Raw genomic sequence first — 23,446 nt, 5'->3', positions numbered from 1 at the left:
GTGAAAAAGCGTTTCTTGCCGCCCCCGGTCAAAGGCTGCGGTAAAATTCCAGAACAGCCGCCTTGAACACCCGGTCGCCAACGGCGAGCATGTGGTCACGGCCGGGAATGTCGATCGCCCGCGCATGCGGCATGATCGCCGCAAGTTCGGCCCCCGATCCAGCGATATCGTCACTCGTTCCGACCGCAATCAGCGTCGGGGCATCGATCTTTGCGGCCTGTTCGCGGGTTACGAGAACCCGCGATGTCTCGATACAGGCGGCCAGCGCCAGCCGGTCGCTTTTCGTCTGGTCGGCAAAGGCGCGGAACATGCGGCCGCGCTCATGCGTGACGACATCGAGCGAGGGCGCCAGCAGCGCCTCAGCGATCGGATCCCAGTCACCCACGCCCTCGACCATGCCGATGCCGAGCCCGCCGAAAACGAGCGAGCGGACACGCTCCGGATGGGCCATGGCCAGAAAGGCGGAAATGCGCGCACCCATGGAATAACCCATCACATGGGCTTCCGCGATACCGAGATGATTGAGCAGCGCCACCGCATCACCGGCCATGACGGACGGATAATAGGCTTCCGGATCATGTGGCTTGTCGCTTGCACCATGGCCGCGATTGTCGATGGCGATCACCCGGTAACCCGCATCTCCGAGCGTTTTCAGCCAGCCGGGATGCACCCAGTTGACATTGGCGCTAGAGGCAAAGCCGTGAATCAACAGGACCGGATCGCCCGCCGGATCGCCTTCGTCAAAATAGGCAAGGCGAAGGCCGTCATGGGAAAAATCGGAAAATTGCGGCGTGTTGAGATTCATCAAGGACATCCTTTTTGCCGGACCATATGGCAGGAAATCGCAATTTTGAACATGTTTTCCTGACGATTTTTATGGAGATGCAATGCGTTTGAGGCTACATATCCGCAGCAATGAGCCCATGATCGAGGACGATCTGCGGCTTAACCACGATATTGCATTTGGAGACGAACATGGCCGGGCATTCCATTCCCCACTTCCAGAACGATGGCGGACACAGCGTAATCGAGATCGGCGTCAAGGAATTCATGTGCACCGGCGCTTCGGTGCCTTTCGATCATCCCCACATCTTCATCGATATGGGCGACGACAACGAGAAGGTCTGTTCCTACTGCTCTACCCTTTACCGCTACAATCCGTCGCTGAAGGCCGAGCAGACCAACCCTCCGGGCTGCGTCTTCCATGTGAAGGCCGCCTGAGCTTCCACCTCTTCTGATCGGGGCGCATCATGCCCATCACATCCGTAGCCATTGTCGGTGCCGGTATCGCCGGTCTCACCGCGGCTCTTTCTTTTGCCCGGCACGGCGTCAGCTCAGACATCATCGAACAGGCCGGTGAACTGGCGGAAGTCGGCGCCGGCCTGCAGCTGTCGCCCAATGCCGCCCGCCTCCTCGCCGAACTCGGCGTGATGCCGGAGATCGAGGCACGCTGGACGGAGCCGGTCAGCGTCGATCTTGCATCGGGAAGAACGCTTGCCCCGCTATTATCGCTGCCCATGGGCGCAGTGGCCCGCACACGCTGGGGGGCACCCTACGGCGTCCTCCACCGCTCGACGCTGCAACGCGCACTTCTCGATGCGGTGACCCGCAATCCACTCTGCCGCCTGCATCTCGGCAAACGCATGGAAAATGCGACGCTGGATGGGATTGCCGCAACCACGTTTCGTGATCACGACCTGATCGTCGGCGCGGACGGCGTGTGGTCGGCGGCCCGTTTTGCCGTCCCCTCTGCCCCCGTCGCCACCTTCTCCGGCAATGTCGCCTGGCGCTTCACGGTCGCTGCAAAAAATGTGCCTTCCGCCATCAACAAGAGCGCCGTCACCGCCTATCTTGGTTCGGGCGGCCATATCGTTGCCTATCCGCTGAAGGAAGTCGGCGGCTTCAACATCGTTGCCATCGCGCTCGGTGCCGATCCCGGCGCGACATGGCGGGCCGAATCGAGCGGGCAGCAGAAAGCCATGCTGTTCGCGCAATTTCGCGACTGGAGCCCGGATATCGTCCGGCTCCTGTCATCGTCGGAAAATCCGACCTTCTGGCCGCTTTATCAGGCCGGTCCCGGACGCTGGCACAATGGCCGCGATACGGTGCTGATCGGCGATGCCGCCCATGCGATGATGCCCTTTGCGGCACAGGGAGCGGCTATGGCCATCGAGGACGCATTTGAACTGGCGGGCACGCTTGCCGGAACGACCCTGCCCGTGCCGCAAGCCCTTGCCGCCTTCGAGGCCCTGCGCCTTCCGCGCATAGAAAAGGCCCGCAAGCGGGCCTCTCTCAATCGTTTTGCCTATCACGCCACGGGTCCTGTCCGTCTTGCCCGGGACTTCGTCTTTTCGACACGTCCGACGGAAGCCTTTCTGAAAGACTTCGACTGGCTTTATGGCTACCGCGCCAAGGGCTGAGGTTAGACCCCAGCCGCCGCCGCAAACCCGGCCTCGAGATCCTTCTTGAGGTCGGCGATATCTTCCAACCCGATCTGCAGACGAATGACCGGACCTTCCGACGGGCCTTTGGCAATCGTCCTGTCAACAAGCGATACGGAAACGGCAAGCGATTCGTATCCGCCCCAGGAATAACCGAGCCCGAAGAACGTCAGTGCATCGAGGAATGCCGCAGCCGTCTGGTTGTATTTGCCCTCCTGCGCTTTCAGCACGAAGGAAAACACGCCGCTCGCGCCCTTGAAATCGCGCTTCCAGAGTTCGTGCCCGGCAAAGCTCGGCAAGGCCGGGTGCAGAACGCTGATAACATCGTCGCGGCCTTCCAGCCAGGTGGCGATATCGAGGGCGCTCTCCTGATGGTGCGCCAATCGAATGCCCATGGAGCGCATGCCGCGCAGGATCTGATAGGCGTCATCCGGCGTCACGCAGATGCCGAGATTGGTATTGGCCTGATAAAGCGCCTTCCAGTGCTTCTCATTGGCCGAGACGAACCCCATCAGGACATCGGAATGTCCGGAGGGATATTTGGTGGCGGCGTGGATGGAAACATCGACGCCGAAATCGAGCGGCTTGAAATAGAGCGGCGTCGCCCAGGTATTGTCCATTGTCACGACGCAATCGTGCCTGTGGGCGATCTCGGTGACCAGCCGGACATCCTGTATCTCGAAGGTGTTGGAACCTGGCGCTTCCAGATGCACGAGCTTCGTATTCGGCCGAATGAGCGCCTCGATGCCTGCCCCGATCGCCGGGTCATAATACTCCACGTCCACACCGAGCTTCTTCAGCATCGTGTTGCAGAAGCGGCGCGTTGGAAAATAGACGGAATCGACGACCAGCGCATGATCGCCCGCGCCGAGATAGGCAAGGAAAGGCACGGTGATCGCAGCAAGACCGGATGGTACGAGAATCGTTCCGAACGAACCCTCCAGCTCGTTGACGAGATTGCACAGCGCATCCGTCGTCGGCGTTCCGTGGGTCCCGTAGGTATATTTCTGGTTTTCAGTCGAAAGCGTCTCGGCGTCGGGGAAAAGTACGGTGGAGCCGCGCACGATCGGGGGGTTGACGAAACCGAAACAGTCCGCGGGATCGTTGCCGCCATGGGTCAGGCGCGTATTCACACCTGCGGCGGAAAGCAGGTCATTTTTCTTGGTCATTTCAGATCAGCTTTCGAAGGGATATTGACGCAAGCGACAATGCTAAGAGCGAACGGCGAGGTCAAGTCCCGCAAAGCATCGCCGGCGCGTCGATTGCTGCACAGCAAAGCAGCATACAAGAAGTATACAAAATTCGTGCAAGTGCAAATTTTCGCAAAAATATGCTTATATTTTCACCCTTTGCACACTTCCCGACCAAAATTTGGAAAATTCCGTTTTATAGGCACAATTATTGCCGGCACGTCTTGACCCCGCTGCCAATTGCGATTGTGATAGAAAAAGCGGATCGAAAAGGTCTTGCTGAAGGGGGAGCTGGGGTAAAACAAAGATGCCGGTCCCCTTCCATTGACGATAACAAACAAAGGTTGGGAAAAATGAAAAAGGCAATTCTGTCAGCCGCTATCGGCGCAGCAGTTTTGGGAGGAGCCTCGGTCGCTTCGGCTGCGACGCTTCAGGATGTGAAGTCGAAAGGTTTCGTCACCTGCGGCGTGAGCGCGGGCATTCCGGGATTTTCAAATCCCGACGACAAGGGCGAATGGTCCGGTATCGACGTGGACTATTGCCGTGGTATTGCCACAGCGGTTTTCGGTGATCCTTCCAAGGCGAAGTTTGTCGCCCTTTCGAGCAAGGACCGCTTCCCGGCCCTGCAGTCTGGCGAAGTCGACGTTCTGACCCGTAACACCACCTGGACGATCAGCCGCGATACATCGCTCGGCTTCAACTTCCGCACCGTCAACTATTATGACGGCCAGGGCTTCATCGCCAAGAAGGGCCTCAACGTGAAGTCCGCGCTTGAGCTTTCCGGCGCCGCCGTCTGCGTTCAGACCGGCACGACCACCGAACTCAATCTCGCCGACTACTTCAAGACCAACAATCTTCAGTACAACCCGGTCGTTTTCGAAAAGGAAGCCGACGCAACCTCCGCCTATGATTCCGGCCGTTGCGACGTCTACACCACCGACCAGTCGGGTCTTTACGCCATCCGCCTCAAGCTGAAGAACCCGGACGACAACATCGTTCTGCCTGAAGTCATCTCCAAGGAGCCGCTTGGACCGGCCGTTCGCCAGGGTGACGACCAGTGGTTCGACATCGTGACCTGGGTTCACTACGCCATGGTCAATGCCGAAGAACTGGGCATCACCTCCAAGAACGTCGATGAGCAGAAGACCAGCGCCAACCCGGATATCAAGCGCCTGCTCGGCACCGAAGAAGGCACCAAGATCGGTACCGACCTCGGCGTGACCAACGACTGGGCTTACAACATCGTCAAGCTGGTGGGTAACTACGGCGAAGTCTTCGACCGCAACGTCGGTGCCGGCTCGCCGCTGAAGATCGAGCGTGGCCAGAACGCGCTCTGGACCAAGGGCGGCCTGCAATACGCACCGCCGGTCCGTTGATCGACCCCATCCTCGGCTAGATCATGCAGGGAGGCTGGGCAACGCCCAGCCTCCATTTGAAATTATATAAATAAGCTCGCAAAGAGCATATAAAAGGGAAAGGTGCCTATGGCAGGCAACGCGGTCAGTTCGCAACGATCGCGCGCGCAAAGCGCGTCGTCACTTATCTATGATCCACGCATACGCGGCATATTCTATCAGGTTCTGACAGTCGTCATCCTGACCGCCTTCGTCTGGGTCATCGTGACGAACACGATCACCAATCTTCAACGGGCAAATATCTCATCCGGCTTCGGCTTCCTCAACGGAAGAGCCGGTTTCGATATCGGCCAGTCGCTCATCGCCTATACCAGCGATGCGACCTATGGCCGGGCGCTGCTCGTTGGCATTCTCAACACGATCCAGGTCGCATTTTTCGGCATCATCGCCGCCTCGATCATCGGTTTCATCGTCGGTATCGCGAGACTTTCGAGCAACTGGCTGATCTCGAAGCTCGCGCAGGCCTATGTGGAAATCTTCCGCAACATCCCGCCCCTGCTTGTCATCTTCTTCTGGTACAAGGGCGTCATTTCCGTCCTGCCGCAGGCGCGCGATTCTCTGGAATTTCCGCTCGGAAGCTACCTCAACAATCGCGGTTTCTTCTTTCCCAAGCCCCTCTGGGGCGAAGGCACGTGGCTCATTCCGCTCGCCTTCCTGGTAGCCATCGTCATCAGTTTCTTCGTTTACCGCTGGGCAAAAGCGAGGCAGGAAAAAACCGGCCAGCAGTTCCGCACCGGAATCACGGTCACGCTTCTCATCATCGGCCTGCCGCTCGCGACATTCCTCGCGCTTGGCTCACCGCTGACATTCGACTATCCGATTGCCGGGCGGTTCAACCTCTCGGGCGGCGCGGTCGTCGCACCTGAATTCATGTCGCTGTTTCTGGCGCTCTCCTTCTACACCGCCTCCTTCATCGCCGAGATCGTTCGCGGCGGCATCAAGGCCGTGGCAAAGGGGCAGACCGAGGCAGCGGAAGCACTGGGCCTTCGCCAAAGCACGACGACACGTCTGATCGTCGTTCCGCAGGCAATGCGCATCATCATTCCGCCGCTGACGAGCCAATATCTCAACCTCACCAAGAACTCCTCGCTGGCAGTCGCTGTCGGTTTCGCCGACATCGTCTCCATCGGTGGCACGATCCTGAACCAGACGGGACAGGCGGTCGAAGTCGTTGCGATCTGGCTGGTCATCTATCTCTCGCTGTCCCTGCTCACGGCCGTGGTCATGAACTGGTTCAATGCGAAAATGGCGCTGGTGGAGAGATAATCGATGACGATCAGCAATCACGCTTTCGTGCGACACACCATTGAGGATGCCAAACCCGCGCCATCGAGCGCGGTCGGCATCGGCCATTGGCTTCGCACCAAACTCTTCGCCACGCCGAAGGACACCGTCCTCACGGTTATTGCGATTGCGTTCCTTGCCTATCTTCTGCCGCCAGTCATCGACTGGCTGTTCATAGATGCGGTGTGGACCGGTAGCGATCGCATCGCCTGCCTCACTGCCTCCCAGGGCGGTGCTCTTCCGGACGGCCAGTCCGGCGCGTGCTGGGCTTTCGTTTCGGCCAAGCTCGGGCAATTCGTCTTCGGTCGCTACCCGCTCGACGAGCGCTGGCGTCCGATCCTCGTGATGGTGACATTCGCCATCTTGCTCGTGCCCATGCTCATCCCGAAGGCGCCGTTCAAGCGTCTGAATGCGCTGGCGCTTTTCATCATCCTGCCCTTCATTGCGTTTTTCCTGCTCATCGGCGGCGTCTTCGGCTTGCCTAAGGTGGAGACGCAGCTCTGGGGCGGCCTGATGGTGACCCTGATCCTGTCGTTCTTCGGGATCACGGTGTCGCTGCCCTTCGGCATTCTCCTGGCGCTTGGTCGGCGGTCGAACCTGCCTGTCATCAAGATGCTGTGCGTGCTCTTCATCGAAGTTATCAGAGGCATTCCGCTGATCACCGTGCTGTTCTTCGCCAGCATCATGCTGCCGCTGTTCCTGCCCGACGGCTGGACCTTCGACAAGTTCCTGCGCGCACTGGTCGGTGTGTCGCTGTTCTCCTCGGCCTATATGGCGGAGGTGATCCGCGGCGGCCTGCAGGCCATTCCGAAGGGACAATATGAAGGGGCGGATTCGCTCGGCCTGAACTACTGGCAGAAGACGCGGCTGATCGTGCTGCCGCAGGCGCTGAAGCTCGTCATTCCGGGCATCGTCAACACCTTCATTGGGCTTTTCAAGGACACGTCGCTGGTCTCGATCATCGGCATGTTCGACCTGCTCGGCATTGTCACACTCAACCAATCGGATGCGAACTGGGCGACACCCGTCACGGCGATGACTGGCTATATTTTCGCAGGCTTCGTATTCTGGATATTCTGCTTCGGCATGTCGCGTTATTCGCTGTTCATGGAACGGCACCTCGACACCGGGCATAAACGATAAGGGACGCTCAAATGGCAGAAACCCAAGCAAAAAAACTGACCGTTTCGGCTACGGACGTGGCAATCGAAATCGTCGGCATGAACAAGTGGTACGGCGACTTCCACGTGCTGCGCGATATCAACCTAAAGGTGATGAAGGGCGAGCGCATAGTCATCGCCGGTCCTTCGGGTTCGGGCAAGTCGACCATGATCCGCTGCATCAACCGGCTGGAAGAACATCAGTCGGGGCTGATCAACGTCGATGGTATCGAACTCACCAACGACCTGAAAAAGATCGACGAGGTGCGGCGCGAGGTTGGCATGGTGTTCCAGCACTTCAACCTGTTCCCGCATCTGACGATCCTCGAGAACTGCACTCTGGCGCCGATCTGGGTTCGCAAGACACCCAAGAAGGAAGCCGAGGAAATCGCGATGCACTATCTGAAGCGCGTCAAGATTCCCGAGCAGGCCCACAAATACCCCGGCCAGCTCTCCGGCGGCCAGCAGCAGCGCGTGGCGATCGCCCGCTCGCTTTGCATGAAGCCGAAGATCATGCTGTTCGACGAACCGACATCAGCGCTCGACCCTGAAATGGTCAAGGAAGTGCTCGATACCATGGTCGGCCTTGCCGAAGACGGCATGACGATGCTGTGCGTGACCCACGAAATGGGCTTCGCCCGCCAGGTCGCCAACCGCGTCATTTTCATGGACCAGGGCCAGATCGTCGAACAGAATTCGCCCGCCGAATTCTTCGACAATCCCCAGCACGAGCGCACCAGGCTGTTCCTCAGCCAGATCCTGCACTAAGGCTGCGATCACCAAAGAATCATCAAACGGGGCCTTTCAGGCCCCGTTTTTTTTGCAGAAGTAGTACGCCACACTCACCGTCATCCTCGCCCTTGAGGCGAGGATCCATGGGCGGCTGGAGAGTGGATCCTCGCCTCAAGGGCGAGGATGACGGCAGGCACGTTCTACCTCATCACTGCCTCACTGTTAGGTTCCAATCCAGCCAACAGCCGCGCTGAGTCGTCATCTTGCGGCATTGACCCCAAGCAAAAAGGCCTCGAAAACAGCGACACTCCGACGCTTTAACCATTTGTTACGAAACAAGAATCCTTGTTTTTCAGGGCTTGTAGCGGCCCATGTCATTTTTTTGTCAAATCATGCATTTTTCCGCTTGCGGACCAACCGGAGCCTGACTATAAGGGCGCCACACCACAAGCGCACGCGCCCTTCGTCTATCGGTTAGGACGTCAGATTTTCATTCTGAAAAGAGGGGTTCGACTCCCCTAGGGCGTGCCACTTGCCTTCGTGTTCTCCCTTCAAGACATGCAATAGCGTAATTTACCAGAATCGTTTTTCGGTCGAGCATCCGCGTATTTTCCGTCGCGACGATGGCGATGCTGGAACCGATTGCCGACACGTACGTTAAAATGCTGTCCCCCCGATGGAAGGCGAGCCGGGCGAAATGCCAATGGGCAAATTATACGGCTTGCCTTTCCCTCCTCCCGGATTTCCGTGCTGCCAGACCGACGGTCGATCGAAGCCAGCTAAGGCTTCATTAATCGCGTCATTGGTTTGACCCAGCAAAAAACCGCTCCTTATCAGTCAGCGATAGAGCCGTTATTTCAAAGCTTTGGCCTCTCCCATCACGGTTTTCCACAGCGCTCCCGCCCCGCGTAAAAAAACTCGTCATGAAGCGAAAAAAATCGATTTTTCCGCTTGCGGACCACCGGGAGCCTGACTATAAGGGCGCCACACCACAAGCGCACGCGCCCTTCGTCTATCGGTTAGGACGTCAGATTTTCATTCTGAAAAGAGGGGTTCGACTCCCCTAGGGCGTGCCACTTGCTTTTCCCATAAAATCATCATTCTACATAAAATTCCTCACGCGATACGTGAGAATGAAGACCCGCATCGTTGCCGTTCGTCCGTCCGCTGTTTCCCTGAAATTGAAGCTCGATCCGCAGCCCCTTCAGGGCGCGAAAGCCGCGTCCAGAACCCGCAACTGCACACGCCTCTGGCCCTGCCAGAGATCGGCGCCCACCGTGCCCGCGACATGGATGGACCTGCCGCGCGCATTCAGCAGCATCTGCCCTAGAGGAGCCTCTGCGGCGCGAAATGCGATGCCGTCCAGCCGCGAGCCGTCCATGGCCTCGAGCGTGATCTTGACGTGGGCGGTGCCGACGAGGCGCACATCGCGCAGCCTGTGGGCGGGCACGGCAAAGATCGGCTGGGAATGGCCGGAGCCATAAGGACCTGCCTGCTCCAGCTGATCGACCAGCTGCAATGTCGCGCCGGACGCGCCAATCGCGCCGTCGATCTTCAGCACGCTGCTTTCCACCAGCTCGTTCACGGTCTTTGCCGCCGCTTCCTCGAAGAAAGTCCTGAGCTTGCCGAGATTGGCGCGCTCCACCGTCAGGCCGGCAGCCATGGCGTGGCCGCCGCCCTTGACCAGCAGTCCCGCATCCACGGCAGCCCGCACCATCCGGCCCATATCGAAACCGTTGATCGAGCGGCCGGAACCCGTGCCCTTGCCGGAGGGATCAAAAGCAATTGCAAAAGCCGGACGGCGGAAACGGTCCTTCAGCCGCGAAGCGAGCAGGCCGACAATACCCGGATGCCAGTTTTCCCGGGCGGTGACGATGACACCGGCACCAGACCCGTCGCCATATTCGAACAGGGCTTCCGCTTCTGCTTCCGCCAGCATCGCGGCTTCCATGGCCTGCCGCTCGCGGTTCAGCTCATCCAGCCTCTCGGCGATGACTTCAGCCTGTGACGGGTCTTCTATGGTCAGGAGGCGGCTGCCGAGCGCGGCATCGCCGATACGGCCGCCGGCATTGATGCGTGGCCCGATCAGGAACCCGAAATGATAGGGCGTCACCGGCCCGCCCAGCCCTGCCTTCTTGAACAGCGCCGCGAGCCCCGCATTGTTCATATGGCGCGCCGCAATCAGCCCCTTCACCACATAGGCGCGGTTCAGTCCCTTCAGCGGCACCACATCGCAAACGGTGGCGAGCGCGACGATATCGAGGAGCGACAGTAGATCGAGCGTGAAGGCCTGCCGGTTGCGCCTGTCTTTCAGCAGCCTGAGGGTAGCGACCAGCACCAGAAACACCACGCCGGCGGCGCAGAGATGCCCCTGCCCCGAAAGATCGTCCTCCCGGTTGGGATTGACCAGCGCGACTGCCGGCGGCAGTTCCGAGCCAACCTGGTGGTGATCGATCACCACCACATCGGTGCCCGCATCCTTCGCGGCCTGCAGCGATTCATGGCTGGTGGAGCCGCAATCGACCGTCACGATCAGAGTGGCGCCATTGGCGGCAAGCTGCTGCATCGCCGCCGGGTTCGGCCCGTAGCCTTCAAAAATCCGGTCAGGAATGTAGATTTCCGGTGTGAGCCCGAAATGCGCAAGAAAACGGTACATCAAGGCGGAAGAGGCAGCGCCGTCGACATCGTAATCGCCAAAGATCGCCACTTTTTCGCCGGTCTCGATGGCGCGCACGAGCCTTTCGGCCGCCTTTTCGCAATCGGTCAGCATATGCGGATCGGGCATCAGGGAACGGATCGTGGGATCAAGGAATGTCAGGGCGTCATCGACGCCCACCCCGCGCCCGGCCAGCACCCGTGCAATCAGTTCGGGAATGGCATGGACCTGCGACATGGCCAGCGCACGGTTCTGTCCGGCTTGATCCAGCCGTGAAACCCAGCGCTGTTCTGTCGCCGACCGCTCCACGCTCAGAAATGCGCGGGCCACGGTATCGGCCGGCTCCATCATTGCCATCCTGTCCATCGTCCTGTCGTGTGCGTGCGCATCCGCGCCTTTCTTACACCGGGCTAAATGGCGATGGCGGGTTTTTCAAGCAAAAACGCCTGCGTAGGGTTTCACACCGAAAAAATCGAGAAGAACGGGCTGACGATCGACACGGCGCCGACCAGCAGCAGCAGTGAAAACACCGCAAGCGAACACCAGTTGCGCTCATAGTCGGCAATATCGAATTCCATGCTTCGAATATTGTCATTGGCATTGTGAGGCCGTGCCCGATGATGGGTGGCCAGAACGCCTTCGCGCTTGTTGTCCTTGAAAAGGATAATCGATGTCACGGCCACGCCTCCCTCGCTTGGTGAACATGATTAACCATAGAGGCGAATCGCGTTGCATTCCAGTGAGTTTGGAGAGGCTCGCACAAATTTTATAGGCGTTACCGGTTCAAATAAAAGCCAAACAGGTTTCGCTGAAACTTCTGTTCGGTCATCCTCGGGCTTGACCCGAGGACCCACCGCCACAAGAAACTGGATCCTCGGGTCGAGCCCGAGGATGACGTCGCGTTTGACGAGAGGCTGTCGTGTCCGGCATCAGACACGACGCCATCTTTTCTGATTTATCAGGTCCGCTCGATGCGGATGACCTGCGGTTCGCTGACGAGATATTTCTCGTTCTTGATCGCCTTCACGGCCTTGCGGATCGCATCTTCCATCGTTGCATGGGTAACGAGGATGATCGTCTGCGGCGCGCCTTCCACATGCACGCGCTGGCGCTGCACGATGGATTCCAGCGAGATGTTGTTGTCCGCCATGCGGCTGGCGATGGAGGCGAAGACGCCGGCCTGATCCTTCACCGTCAGGCGAATGAAATACCCGCCCTCATGGCTCTTCATCTTGGCGCGACGATATTCCGTCAACGACTTCGCCGGGCGGCCGAGCACCGGGACCTGCTGGGCACCGGGACGGCTCTTGGCGATATCGGCGATGTCGCCGAGCACGGCCGAGGCCGTGGCGTTGCCGCCCGCACCCGGACCGACCATCAGCAGCTCGCCGAGAATATCGGATTCGATTGCGACCGCATTGGTCACGCCATCAACCTGGGCAATGACGGAATCGAGGGGAACCATGGTCGGATGCACCCGCTGCTCGATGCCGGATTCGGTCACCTGCGCCACGCCGAGAAGCTTGATGCGATAGCCGAGGTCGGCTGCCGCCTGGATGTCCTCGCTGGAGATGTTGGTGATGCCTTCCAGATAGATGTCATCGGCCGAAATCTTGCTGCCGAAGGCAAGCGTGGTCAGAATGGCAAGCTTGTGGGCGGTGTCGTTGCCCTCGATATCGAAGGCCGGATCGGCTTCCGCATAACCCAGCCGCTGCGCTTCCTTCAGACAGGCCTCGAACGAAAGTCCTTCCTTCTCCATCTTGGTCAGGATGTAGTTGCAGGTGCCGTTCATGATGCCGTAGATGCGCGACACATGGTTGCCGGTGAGAGACTCGCGCAGCGCCTTGATGACGGGAATACCGCCGGCCACAGCCGCTTCGAAATTGAGGAGCGCGCCCTTCTCTTCGGCAATCGTCGCCAGTTCCACGCCGTGCTTGGCAAGCAGAGCCTTGTTGGCAGTCACCACATGGAGACCGCGCGCGAGTGCGGAGCGGACGGCATTTTCCGCCTGCCCGGAAGCGCCACCGACGAGTTCGACGAATACGTCGATATCGGCCTCGCTCGCCATCTGCTCGGGCGTGTCGAACCAGGTAATACCCTTGAGATCGATGCCGCGGTCGCGCGAACGGTCACGCGCGCTGACGGCAATAATCTCAATCGCGCGTCCGCAGGTGTTTGCAAGTTCGTTGCTTCTCTGCTGGAGGATGCGCACGAGCGAAGCGCCGACAGTGCCGAGCCCCGCTATGCCGATTCTCAATGAATCTGCCATGGGTATGTTCCTGATTTGCTGATGATGGTGGCGGCCGGGACCCGGCCGCCTTCGGTTGCCCTTATCTGTGGGCGTTGAGCGAAACGACATTGTGCATCGTTTCGTCTGCGCTCGACAGGAAACGCTTCAGATTGCGCGCTGCCTGACGAATTCGATGCTCGTTTTCCACGAGCGCGAGGCGGACGTAATCATCGCCCATCTCGCCAAAGCCGATGCCGGGGGCAACGGCGATATCTGCCTTCTCGACGAGGATCTTGGAAAACTCAAGGCTGCCGAGATGACGGAACTTTTCCGGAATTTTCGCCCAGGCAAACATCGTCGCCGCCGGCGGCGGAACCTCGAAACCTGCCTTGCCGAAAGTATCGACCATGACGTCGCGGCGGCGGCGATAAACACTGCGCACTTCCGCAATGTCGGAGCCGTCACCGTTCAGCGCATGCGTCGCCGCAACCTGGATCGGCGTGAAGGCGCCGTAGTCGAGATAGGACTTCACGCGGGTCAGCGCCGCGATCAGCCGCTCGTTGCCAACGGCAAAGCCCATGCGCCAGCCGGGCATGGAGAAGGTTTTCGACATGGAGGTGAATTCGACCGCAACGTCGATCGCGCCCGGAACCTGCAGCACGGAAGGCGGCGGGTTGTTGTCGTCGAAATAGATTTCCGAATAGGCAAGGTCGGACAGCACGATGATCTCGTGCTTCTTCGCAAACGCGATCACGTCCTTGTAGAAATCGAGCGAGGCAACATGCGCCGTCGGGTTAGACGGGTAATTGACGATCAGCGCAAGCGGCTTTGGAATGGAGTGGCGTACAGCCCGCTCCAGAGGCCCGAAGAAGCTTTCATCCGGCTCGACATTCATCGAACGGATAACGCCGCCCGCCATCAGGAAGCCGAAGGCGTGGATCGGATAGGTGGGGTTCGGACACAGGATCACGTCACCGGGCGCCGTGATGGCCTGCGCCATATTGGCGAAACCTTCCTTGGAACCGAGCGTGGCGACAACCTGCGTATCCGGGTTCAACTTCACGCCGAAACGGCGGGCATAATAGGCTGCCTGCGCGCGGCGAAGGCCGGGAATGCCCTTGGACGAGGAATAACGATGGGTGCGCGGATCCTGAACGACCTCGCAAAGCTTGTCGACGATCGCCTTGGGGGTCGGAAGGTCGGGATTGCCCATGCCGAGATCGATGATATCGGCCCCGGCCGCTCGCGCGCTCGCTTTCAAACGGTTGACCTGTTCGAAGACGTATTGCGGCAGACGCCGGACCTTATGAAACTCTTCCATCTCTTTCCTCATGGGAATGGACCGGTTCTTCCGGTCCATAACGAAGGTTCGTTTTTGTTTTTAAACGCCGCCGACACGAACCGATCCGGCAGGCGTTATTCATTGTAGCGCAAAGCACGGGAAAACCTACAGGGCTTTTCTCGGTCTGCGCGGCATCGCGATCATCCGCCCGTGCCTTCGGCACGGCCTTTTCGGCCCCTCCAGCAAGGCGGATCGCGCAACATGATCAGGAAACCTGCATAACGCCAGATTCTTGGAAAATGCAAGGCAAGCCATGCTCAAGAACGGCCATTCCTGGCGATCAGCCGCGCTCGCCCTTCACAATTGCCGTGCGGATGACCGAAAGCACGCGCTCCGGCTTGATATCCGTGCAGACCAGCTGGCTTGGATGCCCGTCCCAGTCGCCCGGCGGAAAGGCGCGGCCATCCGGCTTCTGGATCGTCTGGCCATCGGCAAGACCGCCGCAGACCACACGTACCGGGCCGCTGCGGGTCTCAAACAGTTCGGGTGCAACGAGATAAACGCAGGCGCAGCTATCATGCACCACCATGCCGTCGCCCGTGCGTGTCTTGTAGAAATCGATGTAGAATTGCGACAGGTCGGAAAGCAGCTGCACCGGCTTGCCGCCGGCCTTGGCCATCTCCGCCATGAAGGCGCTGGTCATCACCGTTTTTGTCGTCACGTCGAGACCGACAACCACCACCCGCCAGGGGGCCGTGAAGACGAGGTCGGCCGCTTCCGGATCGCCGTGAATATTGGCCTCGGCCGCCGGCGAAACATTGCCGTTAATGTCGAAGGCGCCGCCCATGACGATCACCTGCTTCACCAAGGCCGCAAAATCCGGCTCCTCGCGCAGCGCCAGCGCCAGATTGGTCATGCGGCCGACGGCAATCAGGGTTACCTCGCCGGGATTGGCCTTGACCGTCTCGATGATGAAGCGGTGCGCCGGACGCAGATCGAGCGGCAGATCGACGGTCTCGGGGATGTCGATATCGCCAAGACCATTTTCGCCGTGGATGAATGTCGGCCAATGGCCTTCCTTGCGGGCGGGATCGAAGGTCACGCCCGCGCCCCTGGCGACCGGTGCCGTCATCTGCCATTCCCGTTTCAGGAAAAGCGCATTGCGGGTGGTGATATCGATGGGCGCATTGCCGAAGACCGTGGTGACGCCGATCAGATCGATATCGGGGTGGCGATGCAGGAACAGAAGCGCCATCGCGTCATCCACACCGGGGTCCGTATCGAATATCACTTTATGCATAATGCCCTCATCCGTATGTCCTGAGCCTCACCGCCACTCCTGGCGATGCGCCACGGAAACATACCCATAAGCGGCAACACCGCAATCCCCCCGACTGCAGCAGATCAGAGAGAAAAATATTGCGTGGCGGTCTTTTCGGTGAAAGAAGAGGTCCTCTCCCTTCCGCCTGCCCGGACATGCCAAGTGCAAGACATCGCCCTCAACGTTTTCCTCGTCCTTTTCTGCGTCGCCATCTTTGCCGGATTTATCGATTCCATTGCCGGCGGCGGCGGTCTCATCACCATTCCGGCCATGCTGATCATGGGAATTCCGCCGCTCGACACGCTCGGCACCAACAAGCTGCAATCGCAGTTCGGCTCGGCCTCCGCCACGCTTGCCTATGCAAGGCGCGGCCATGTCAATCTCAGGGAGCAATTGCCGATGGCCATCATGGCCATGTTCGGCGGAGGGCTCGGCGCTGTCACCGCCGCCTTCGTGCCGTCGGATCTCCTGCGCACCATCATGCCGTTTCTGCTGATCGCCATCGCCCTTTATTTCGCCTTCAAGCCGCAGCTCAGCGATATCGATAGCCACCGCCGTATCACGCCCTTCGTTTTCGGCCTGACGGTCGCACCGCTGGTGGGCTTTTATGACGGCGTTTTCGGCCCCGGCGCGGGTTCGTTCTACATGCTGGCCTTCGTGGCGCTTGCCGGGTTCGGCATGCTGAAGGCAACCGCCCATACCAAGCTTCTGAACCTCGGTTCGAACTTCGGCGGTTTCGTTGTTTTTGCAATTGGCGGCGCGGTTCTGTGGAAGCTCGGCCTTGCCATGGGTGTCGGCCAGTTCGTCGGCGCGCAGATCGGATCACGCTTTGCGATGAAGAACGGCGCAAAGATCATTCGCCCGCTGCTGGTTCTCTCCTGCCTGGCCATGGCGACGAAGCTTCTTGTGGATGCCTCATCCGCATGGTCGATCGCCACGATCTGGGATACGATTTTTCCGAAATGACAGGGAGCGGGAGCGTTTCCGTCCAAACCGGAAACGCATTCATTCTCAAGCGCTGGCGCGGCCACGTCTGCGGTCGGCGATTTCCCTGATCACCACCATCGCACCGACGAGCTTGTAGGTGGAGGAATAGCAGGGCGACATTTCCAGCGACTTCACGATCGTGTTGCCGTTATGGTCTTCCGCATAGGTATATTTCGACGTGTCGCCCTTGAAGCAATTGTCGAGTTTCTCACGCAGGTCGTTCTGGAAACGGTGGACGCCGACAAGCTCGGCAATATGGCAGCCGACAAGACCCTCCGGCGCGTTGCGCTGGAAGGCGTCGAGAGCGTTGGCGAAGGATACCCGGTAGCCGGGGGAAACGATGACAACGGGCTCGTCGAGATCGTTGAGCATGTCCTCATCGAGGACCAGATGCCTGTGGTGCCACTCCAGAGTGTCCTCGTCCTCGTCGCCGATGACCTTTGACTTGAGCGGCATGCCGACATACCGGTCAACCAGAGTTCTCAGAAGCTCGGAGTTGCGCTGCACGCAGCCGAGATCTTCCGCCTCATGGTTGAGGAGATCAATGGCGAATCGAAACTGCTCGCGAATGTCCTCGGAACTTCCAGTCTGACGCCCGACAACCCGCTCGAGAAGCTGCTCCAGTTCACGCTCCAGCACCGCGATCTTGTCGGCCTCGTTCTTACCAACGGCAGATTGCAGTTCCGTGTAACGCAGCCAGAACAGCTCAATCAAATCTTTCAACCCAACTCTCCCTGAACGGGCAAACACACACCGTTCCCGATCCGAACGGATGGACCCTTTATCCCCTTATTGTAGCGTCCGCGCCTTTAAAAATGAGGTAACGAAGCGCGCAAACGCCGCAGGGATTGTTGTCCAAAATATCACAGCCGCCGCTATTTTTTCAATTTCGATAATCCATGAGCGAAAAATGAGGTTCCACTAATATGGAAAAATATCGAAATATACAAATTCGCGGCCGAACTTTGTGGAAATCAAGCGCAAACAGGGACGCGGCAAACGCCTCAGATCTGGTGTTTGACGTCCCACCGGTCGTGATACCAGAGCCATTGGCCGGGATATTCGCGGACCCAGCTTTCCACCTTGTCGTTCAGAAGCTGCGCTGTCGCCTGGATGTCGACATTGCCCTTTTCATCGCGCGGGATCTCGACCTTCGGCTCGATTTCCAGCCGGTACCGATTATCCGGCAGACGGATGCAGCGGGCGGGATAGACATCGCAGTTGAACTGCCGCACCAGCTTGGCAAGCAGCGGATTGGTGCGAACCTCAAGGCCGAAGAACTTCGTCGTCAGCCCCTTGCTGAACTTCTGGTCGACGAGCACGCCGACACCGCCGCCCCTTTCCAGCTGCCGCGCAAGCGCGAAGGACGAGCCGGCATGCGACGGCACGAGATTGCCCATGCGTTCCTTGCGGAACTTGAACACCTTGTCGGCCACAAAAGGATTGTTCGGCGGCCGGAACAGCACGGTCACATCCAGACCGAAGGCGGAACTGGCCACCGGCAACAGTTCGAAATTGCCGCTATGGGCGGTAAAGACGATGAAGGGCCGCGGATTGTCGCGCAGTTCGAGAAAAGTCGGAATGCCCTCGACCTGAATACGGCCGGGCTCGTTTTTCTCCGGATCGAAATCGAACAGCCGGTCGAGAAAGACATATTCCGCCGCAAGCCGACCCATATTGGCCCAGCTGTCCATGGCAATGGCGAGGCGCTCCTCCTCGGATTTTTCCGGAAAGGCGCGAGCGAGATTATACAGCATCAACCGGTGGCGGCCGGTTTTCGGCCCCACGAAGCGCGCCAGCCGGTCAGCGGCGCGAATGCCCGCATCCGCCGGAAAAAGCTTCAGCAGGTTGAGAAGGCCGAAGGCAAATGTCGCAATCAGCCATTGCCGGAAATGGTCCAGTTTCAGGACGATCCGCGTGAGGAATAATTTCACGATGGTCAATCCATCCGCAGAACGATCTTGCCGAACACCTGGCGCGTTTCCATGCGTTCCAGCGCCCGGTCGATATCATCGAAGGTGACTTCGGTGTCGATAACAGGGTGAACGATGCCACGCGCCATCTTCTGCATGGCATTGGCCATGTTTTCCATGCGGCAGCCGAAGGAGCCGAGCAGCTTCAGCTGCTGCTGGAACAGCATCATCAGATTGATATCGGTGGAGACGCCGGAGGTGGAACCGCAGGTGACGAGGCGGCCGCCGCGTTTCAGCGAGAACATCGAGGCGACGAAAGTGTCCTTGCCGACATGTTCGAACACCACGTCGACACCCTTCTTTTTCGTCAGCTTGCGCACGACGCCTTCGAAACGGTCTGTCCGGTAGTTGATGACGTGATCGGCGCCAAGCGCCTTCGCCCGTTCGATCTTGTCGTCGGAACCGACCGTCGTGATCACGGTGCAGCCCATCTTCTTGGCAAGCTGGATCGCCGCCGTACCGATGCCCGAGCCGCCCGCATGCACGAGGATGGTTTCGCCGGGCTCAAGCTTGGCATTGTCGAACAGCATGTGCTCAACCGTGCCGAAAGTCACCGGGGCAAGCGCCGCGCCGATGGCATCCACGCCATGCGGAGCCGGAACGAGCTGGCGGGCGGGAATATTGATCTTTTCCTGCGCAAAACCGTCGAGATGGAAACCGTGCACGCCCTGAACATGTTCGCACAGATTGTCACGGCCTTCGCGACAGGGCTTGCAGAGCCCGCAGGTGCGCGCGCCGTAGACCGCGACGAGCTGGCCCGGCAGCACATTCGACACGCCGGGACCGATGGCTTCGACCACGCCGGAGGCCTCGGCACCGATGGTCAACGGCATCTTGCGCTTGGCAAAAGCCATGCCGCGCCAGCCCCACACATCGATGTGGTTGAGCGCCACGGCCTTGACGCGCAGTGTCACCTCGCCCGGTCCCGGTGCATCCGGTTCGGGCAGGTCCACTTTTTCGAGCTTCCGGTCGTCGACGAGTTGAAGAGCGCGCATGTTTCAGTCCTTCGCCCGAAGGCGTTTATCTCAAGAGTAATTCCAGCAAAACTCTGTAACGGTTTTGCGGTCGGAATGCGTAATCAAAGAAGCGAGAGCGTTTCCGGACGTCCGTTCGGGCCGGAAACGCTTCTGTCTGGCGGAACCGATTATGCCGGTTCCCGTGTCATGACAAGGCTTGCATTCTGCCCGCCAAAGCCGAAGGAGTTGGAAAGCACGGCATTCACCGTCGCGTCCCGCTTCACATTCGGCACCACGTCGAGCGAAATGGTGGGATCGGGATTGTTGTAGTTGATCGTCGGCGGCAGGGTGCCGGTCAGCATGGTCTGCAGCGAGAATACCGCCTCAACCGCACCCGCAGCCGTCAATGTGTGCCCGATCATCGACTTGTTGGACGACAGCGGAATATTCTTCAGGCCCTCACCGAAGACGGCAAGCATCGAGCCATATTCCATCTTGTCGTTCTCCGGCGTCGAGGTGCCGTGGGCGTTGATGTAGCCGATATCGCTTTCAGCCACGCCTGCATCGGCCAGCGCCGCGCGGATCGTCGCAATCGCGGGTCCGCCATCGGGTGAGGAACGTGTGCGGTGGAAACTGTCGGCCTTTTCACCGGCACCCTTGATGATGCCGAGAACCTTGGCGCCGCGTGCGACGGCGGCTTCGAGCGATTCCAGCACCAGCGTGGCTGCACCTTCGGCGATCACGAAACCATCGCGATCCTTGCTGAACGGCTTGGAAGCCTTTTCCGGCGGGTCGTTCTGGGTCGACAGCGCCGACAGCAACGAAAAGCGGATCAGCGCCTCGGCGCTCACCGAACCGTCGGTCGCAACCGTCAGTGCCCGCTCGGTGCGGCCCTGACGGATAGCCTCGACGCCGAGCTGGATTGCAGTCGCGCCGGATGCACAGGCGGTCGAGAGTGTTACCGGCAGGCCGCGGGTGCCGAAACGCTCGGAAAGACGTTCGGAAATCGCGCCGAAAAGTGCAGCTTCCTGGAACGCCGGATCGGGACGCTGACGGAAGGCCGTCAGGAAACGTTCATAGGCGTCACCCGGCTGGGCGGCCGGCGGAGACCGGTCTGCAAGCTCGAAACGTGCACTCCATTCCGGCTCGATCGGCGGCGCTGCCAGAAACAGCGGTCCGTCGAAATCGCCGGAGATACCGGCCTGCGCAAGCGCCTCGATGGTCGTCTCGCGCGCAAAGGCATAGGAGCGTTCGACGGAATTCGGTGCGGGAACGTCGATGAAATCGACCGTGCCGCTGATACGGGTGGAAAGCCCCTCCGTGGGGAAACGGGTGATCTTGTGGATACCCGATTTGCCTGATGTCAGCGCCGCCCAGTTATCGGCAAGCCCCTGCCCCAGCGAGGTGATGATGCCCATGCCGGTGACGGCGACGATCGGGCGACCGAGATGATCCTTGAAATTGGAAGTCATGGTCTTTTCTCCTCAAACGTCACGGGACAGAACGGCGACACCTTCGCCGCGCACATGGCCGACGGTGGTGACGACCGCTTCGCTGGCCGCCTCGCCCATCGGCTTTTCCGCGCCGGCATCGAAAGCCGGAACCTTCGCGCCGCTTTCAAGCGTCAGGGCAGCCAATGCGAGCCCAAGCGGAAACTGCGCCTCAAGCCCATGGCCGGTGACACCGCCAAAACCACGAATGACGGCCTGCGGCAGAGCCTTTTCGAGAATATCCTTCTCGCGCTGGGTAACCTCGTCATAACCGCTTGCGCCGGAAAACACGACGGTCGCCGCACTATCCTTTGCCGGAGCGAGGAGACGCTCCATACGCTTCTCCATCTTACCTTCGTCACGGCTGCCGCGATCGCCCTCGATGGCGTCGATGCGGGCATAGATCCGGGCGCCACGTTCCTGGGCGTGCTTGCGCGATTCCAGCACGAGGAAGGCACCGAGCGAGCCGGAAATCATACCGCCACCGTCCTGGTCACCACGCGACCACAGCGGCTGCCAGCCCCCCTGCGCATGTGCGCCGATGGCTTCGAACAGCAGGATCATGTCGGGACGCTCGGCCGAGAAGGCGCCACCCACCAGCGCGTGGCTGGATTCGCCGGAGCGGATGCGGTGAAACGCGGTTTCAACGGCGGAAATGCCGGCCGCTTCCTCGCCCATGAAAGTGCGCGAAGAGCCGGTAACCTTGTGCACGATGGAAATATTGCCGGCCATCAGGTTGGAAAGCTGGGCGAGAAACAGCGTCGGACGCAGTTCGGTCGTCAGCTTCTCGTTCAGCAGCTTTTCGCGGTCATTGCGCTTCAGCGCCTCGTCGACGATCAGCGTATCGACATTGATGTCGCGCTCGCCGCCGCCGGCAGCAACGATCATGTCCATGGTGGCGCAGGCTTCGGCATTTTCCTTCAGCCCGGCATCGTCGAGCGCCAGACCAGCGGCGAACACGCCGAGACGCTGCCAGTTTTCCATCTGGCGCTGGTCGCCGCGCTTGGCGATCTGCGCGGACCAGTCGATTTCCGGCATGGGGTGAACCGGATAGGGTTTGAACTTTTCGGTCTCGACCACTGTCTCAGGCGCCGCCGTTCCCGAAAGAAGCGCGACATGCGCCTGGCTTCCGACGCCGTGACAGGTCACGATGCCGACCCCTGTTATCACCACATCATTGTCAGATTTCATCGTCTGTCATCCTTTGCAGCCGGCCCCATCGAAACGGTCGCGGCTATCCAACAGCGGTTGCGAACAACCACTTCATGCGTTGCGGAATAAAGCGCGCGGTGCGGATTGGCAATGGTGAAGGCCCGATCCGCTGTCGCGAGCCCACGATTTTCATGCTTCGAAACCAGGCCGGTGGGAAAACGTCCTGCATCGAAGGGCCGGAAACGCTTATTTCTGTGCGTCCGCGGCGATTGCCGCCATCAGGCCGACTTCCTCGGCCCGCTTCTTCACGATGGGACCGAGCGGAATGTCGCTGAAGGGCATGGTCCTGAGTTTCAGCTGCGCATCGCAGACCTTCTTGCCGCCGGAAGTGATCTTCGCCTTGGTGACGGCGAAACCGGAACCGTCATGCTCCAGCACCGCCTCGATATCGAGAACGGCACCCGGCTCCACGAAGGTCCGCATCTTGGCGCCATCGACCGACATCAGGAACGGCATGGACGCAAAATCGCTGAATGCCAGAACCATCATGCCGGAAGCCTGCGCCATGGTCTCGATCAGAAGCACACCCGGAACCAGCGGCATGCCGGGGAAATGTCCCTCGAAAACCGGGCTCTTGTCGGGAACGACGGACTGCGCCTTCAACGTGCGCGTCGCCATGTCCACGGCCTCAACCTTGTCGATCATCTGAAAATATTCAAGCAGCATCCGTCCGGCCCGTTTCTGGTCGGTTGCGACCCGCCTCTAAAGGCAGGGTCCAGAAAGAGAAATGCCCGCGTGACGCGGGCATCGTCGCCTCAGCCCTTGGCTGCGCGCAATTCGTCGATCTTGGCGCAGAGGTTCTTCAGCACGAAATATTCTTCGGTGGAAACCTTGCCTTCGTTGACTTCCTGAGTCCACTGCTCGAGCGGAATCTTGATGCCGAATTCCTTGTCGATGGCGAAAACGATATCCAGAAAGTCGAGGCTGTCGATGCCCAGATCGTCGATCGTGTGGCTCTCCGGCGTAATGGTTTCGCGGTCGATTTCGCTGGTTTCGGCGATAATGTCGGCAACCTTGTCGAATGTAGCTGTCACGCCCATAATCCTTATTGTCGTTCGTATGAATTATCCTGTCTGACGCACCACATAGGCAAGTCGCACAAAAAAGCCAATGGTTT

21 protein-coding genes and 2 tRNA genes are annotated in these 23,446 nt (G+C 59.5%); 9 read left to right on the top strand and 14 right to left on the bottom strand.

Annotation, left to right across the window (positions count from 1 at the left end; all coding sequences use genetic code 11):
- Positions 1-28 precede the first annotated feature (28 nt).
- Entirely contained in the window at positions 29-805 is a 777-nt protein-coding gene (locus OK142_RS00820) for an alpha/beta fold hydrolase (protein WP_216331368.1), read from the bottom strand.
- A gap of 170 nt (positions 806-975) precedes the next feature.
- Here OK142_RS00820 and OK142_RS00815 point away from each other — a divergent pair, with 170 nt between their 5' ends.
- Together OK142_RS00815 and OK142_RS00810 are read left to right on the top strand one after the other, a co-directional pair.
- Entirely contained in the window at positions 976-1,221 is a 246-nt protein-coding gene (locus OK142_RS00815) for a zinc-finger domain-containing protein (protein WP_003495891.1), read from the top strand.
- A gap of 29 nt (positions 1,222-1,250) precedes the next feature.
- The gene (locus tag OK142_RS00810; protein ID WP_498680700.1) at positions 1,251-2,420 is read left to right on the top strand and encodes an FAD-dependent monooxygenase; all 1,170 of its coding nucleotides are present in this window, start codon (positions 1,251-1,253) and stop codon (positions 2,418-2,420) included.
- 2 nt (positions 2,421-2,422) lie between these two features.
- Here OK142_RS00810 and OK142_RS00805 read toward each other — a convergent pair whose 3' ends face one another.
- A complete protein-coding gene (locus tag OK142_RS00805) occupies positions 2,423-3,610 on the bottom strand; it encodes a cystathionine beta-lyase (protein ID WP_498680699.1) in 1,188 nt (395 codons plus the stop codon).
- 374 nt (positions 3,611-3,984) lie between these two features.
- Between OK142_RS00805 and OK142_RS00800 the strand changes: the two genes are divergently transcribed.
- The 6 genes from OK142_RS00800 (at position 3,985) to OK142_RS00775 (ending at position 9,298) form a co-directional block, all read left to right on the top strand.
- The gene (locus tag OK142_RS00800) at positions 3,985-5,007 is read left to right on the top strand and encodes an amino acid ABC transporter substrate-binding protein (RefSeq protein ID WP_003495880.1); all 1,023 of its coding nucleotides are present in this window, start codon (positions 3,985-3,987) and stop codon (positions 5,005-5,007) included.
- A 108-nt stretch (positions 5,008-5,115) separates the two neighbouring features.
- Entirely contained in the window at positions 5,116-6,312 is a 1,197-nt protein-coding gene (locus tag OK142_RS00795; protein WP_003495878.1) for an amino acid ABC transporter permease, read from the top strand.
- A gap of 3 nt (positions 6,313-6,315) precedes the next feature.
- Entirely contained in the window at positions 6,316-7,473 is a 1,158-nt protein-coding gene (locus OK142_RS00790; protein ID WP_082184291.1) for an amino acid ABC transporter permease, read from the top strand.
- A gap of 11 nt (positions 7,474-7,484) precedes the next feature.
- Positions 7,485-8,258: an amino acid ABC transporter ATP-binding protein gene (locus OK142_RS00785; protein ID WP_003495874.1), complete on the top strand. Its 774-nt coding sequence runs from the start codon at positions 7,485-7,487 to the stop codon at positions 8,256-8,258.
- Between the two features lie 420 nt (positions 8,259-8,678).
- Positions 8,679-8,753 (top strand) — tRNA-Glu (locus tag OK142_RS00780).
- A 470-nt stretch (positions 8,754-9,223) separates the two neighbouring features.
- Positions 9,224-9,298: transfer RNA gene (locus OK142_RS00775), tRNA-Glu, on the top strand.
- A gap of 128 nt (positions 9,299-9,426) precedes the next feature.
- On the opposite strand, the gene recJ is transcribed toward OK142_RS00775, so the two are convergent.
- The 5 genes from recJ to OK142_RS00750 form a co-directional block, all read right to left on the bottom strand.
- The gene (gene recJ, locus OK142_RS00770; RefSeq protein WP_498681700.1) at positions 9,427-11,235 is read right to left on the bottom strand and encodes a single-stranded-DNA-specific exonuclease RecJ; all 1,809 of its coding nucleotides are present in this window, start codon (positions 11,233-11,235) and stop codon (positions 9,427-9,429) included.
- 101 nt (positions 11,236-11,336) lie between these two features.
- Positions 11,337-11,561 (bottom strand): hypothetical protein, encoded by a 225-nt coding sequence (locus OK142_RS00765; RefSeq protein WP_498680698.1) that lies wholly within the window; start codon positions 11,559-11,561, stop codon positions 11,337-11,339.
- A 275-nt stretch (positions 11,562-11,836) separates the two neighbouring features.
- Positions 11,837-13,147, bottom strand: a complete 1,311-nt coding sequence (locus OK142_RS00760; RefSeq protein ID WP_003495869.1) for a homoserine dehydrogenase — start codon at positions 13,145-13,147, stop codon at positions 11,837-11,839.
- Between the two features lie 61 nt (positions 13,148-13,208).
- Positions 13,209-14,429: an LL-diaminopimelate aminotransferase gene (locus OK142_RS00755; protein ID WP_003495867.1), complete on the bottom strand. Its 1,221-nt coding sequence runs from the start codon at positions 14,427-14,429 to the stop codon at positions 13,209-13,211.
- Between the two features lie 301 nt (positions 14,430-14,730).
- Positions 14,731-15,690: a nucleoside hydrolase gene (locus tag OK142_RS00750; protein ID WP_498680697.1), complete on the bottom strand. Its 960-nt coding sequence runs from the start codon at positions 15,688-15,690 to the stop codon at positions 14,731-14,733.
- Positions 15,691-15,873: 183 nt separating this feature from the next.
- Between OK142_RS00750 and OK142_RS00745 the strand changes: the two genes are divergently transcribed.
- Positions 15,874-16,677: a TSUP family transporter gene (locus OK142_RS00745; protein ID WP_035242795.1), complete on the top strand. Its 804-nt coding sequence runs from the start codon at positions 15,874-15,876 to the stop codon at positions 16,675-16,677.
- Between the two features lie 45 nt (positions 16,678-16,722).
- On the opposite strand, the gene OK142_RS00740 is transcribed toward OK142_RS00745, so the two are convergent.
- The 7 genes from OK142_RS00740 to OK142_RS00710 all read right to left on the bottom strand — a co-directional run bounded on the left by OK142_RS00740 (position 16,723) and on the right by OK142_RS00710 (position 23,369).
- On the bottom strand, positions 16,723-17,421 hold the full coding sequence (locus OK142_RS00740; protein ID WP_498680696.1) for a hypothetical protein: 699 nt from the start codon (positions 17,419-17,421) through the stop codon (positions 16,723-16,725).
- 281 nt (positions 17,422-17,702) lie between these two features.
- The gene (locus tag OK142_RS00735; RefSeq protein ID WP_035242794.1) at positions 17,703-18,632 is read right to left on the bottom strand and encodes a lipid A biosynthesis lauroyl acyltransferase; all 930 of its coding nucleotides are present in this window, start codon (positions 18,630-18,632) and stop codon (positions 17,703-17,705) included.
- 5 nt (positions 18,633-18,637) lie between these two features.
- Entirely contained in the window at positions 18,638-19,666 is a 1,029-nt protein-coding gene (locus OK142_RS00730; protein ID WP_082184294.1) for a zinc-binding dehydrogenase, read from the bottom strand.
- Positions 19,667-19,815: 149 nt separating this feature from the next.
- Positions 19,816-21,099, bottom strand: coding sequence for a beta-ketoacyl-ACP synthase (locus OK142_RS00725; protein WP_498680695.1), 1,284 nt, complete (start codon positions 21,097-21,099; stop codon positions 19,816-19,818).
- Between the two features lie 12 nt (positions 21,100-21,111).
- Positions 21,112-22,308 (bottom strand): beta-ketoacyl-ACP synthase, encoded by a 1,197-nt coding sequence (locus OK142_RS00720; protein WP_035242476.1) that lies wholly within the window; start codon positions 22,306-22,308, stop codon positions 21,112-21,114.
- A gap of 207 nt (positions 22,309-22,515) precedes the next feature.
- Complete coding sequence (locus tag OK142_RS00715) at positions 22,516-22,995, bottom strand: 3-hydroxyacyl-ACP dehydratase FabZ family protein (RefSeq protein WP_082184297.1); 480 nt, start codon at positions 22,993-22,995, stop codon at positions 22,516-22,518.
- 89 nt (positions 22,996-23,084) lie between these two features.
- Positions 23,085-23,369, bottom strand: a complete 285-nt coding sequence (locus tag OK142_RS00710) for an acyl carrier protein (RefSeq protein ID WP_003495848.1) — start codon at positions 23,367-23,369, stop codon at positions 23,085-23,087.
- Between the last annotated feature and the right edge of the window lie 77 nt (positions 23,370-23,446).

The organism is Agrobacterium sp. BT-220-3 (assembly GCF_025910175.1).
Taxonomy (GTDB): domain Bacteria; phylum Pseudomonadota; class Alphaproteobacteria; order Rhizobiales; family Rhizobiaceae; genus Agrobacterium; species Agrobacterium oryzihabitans.
Note: the sequence above shows the minus strand (reverse complement) of the source record. Positions and strands in the feature narration are given on the sequence as shown.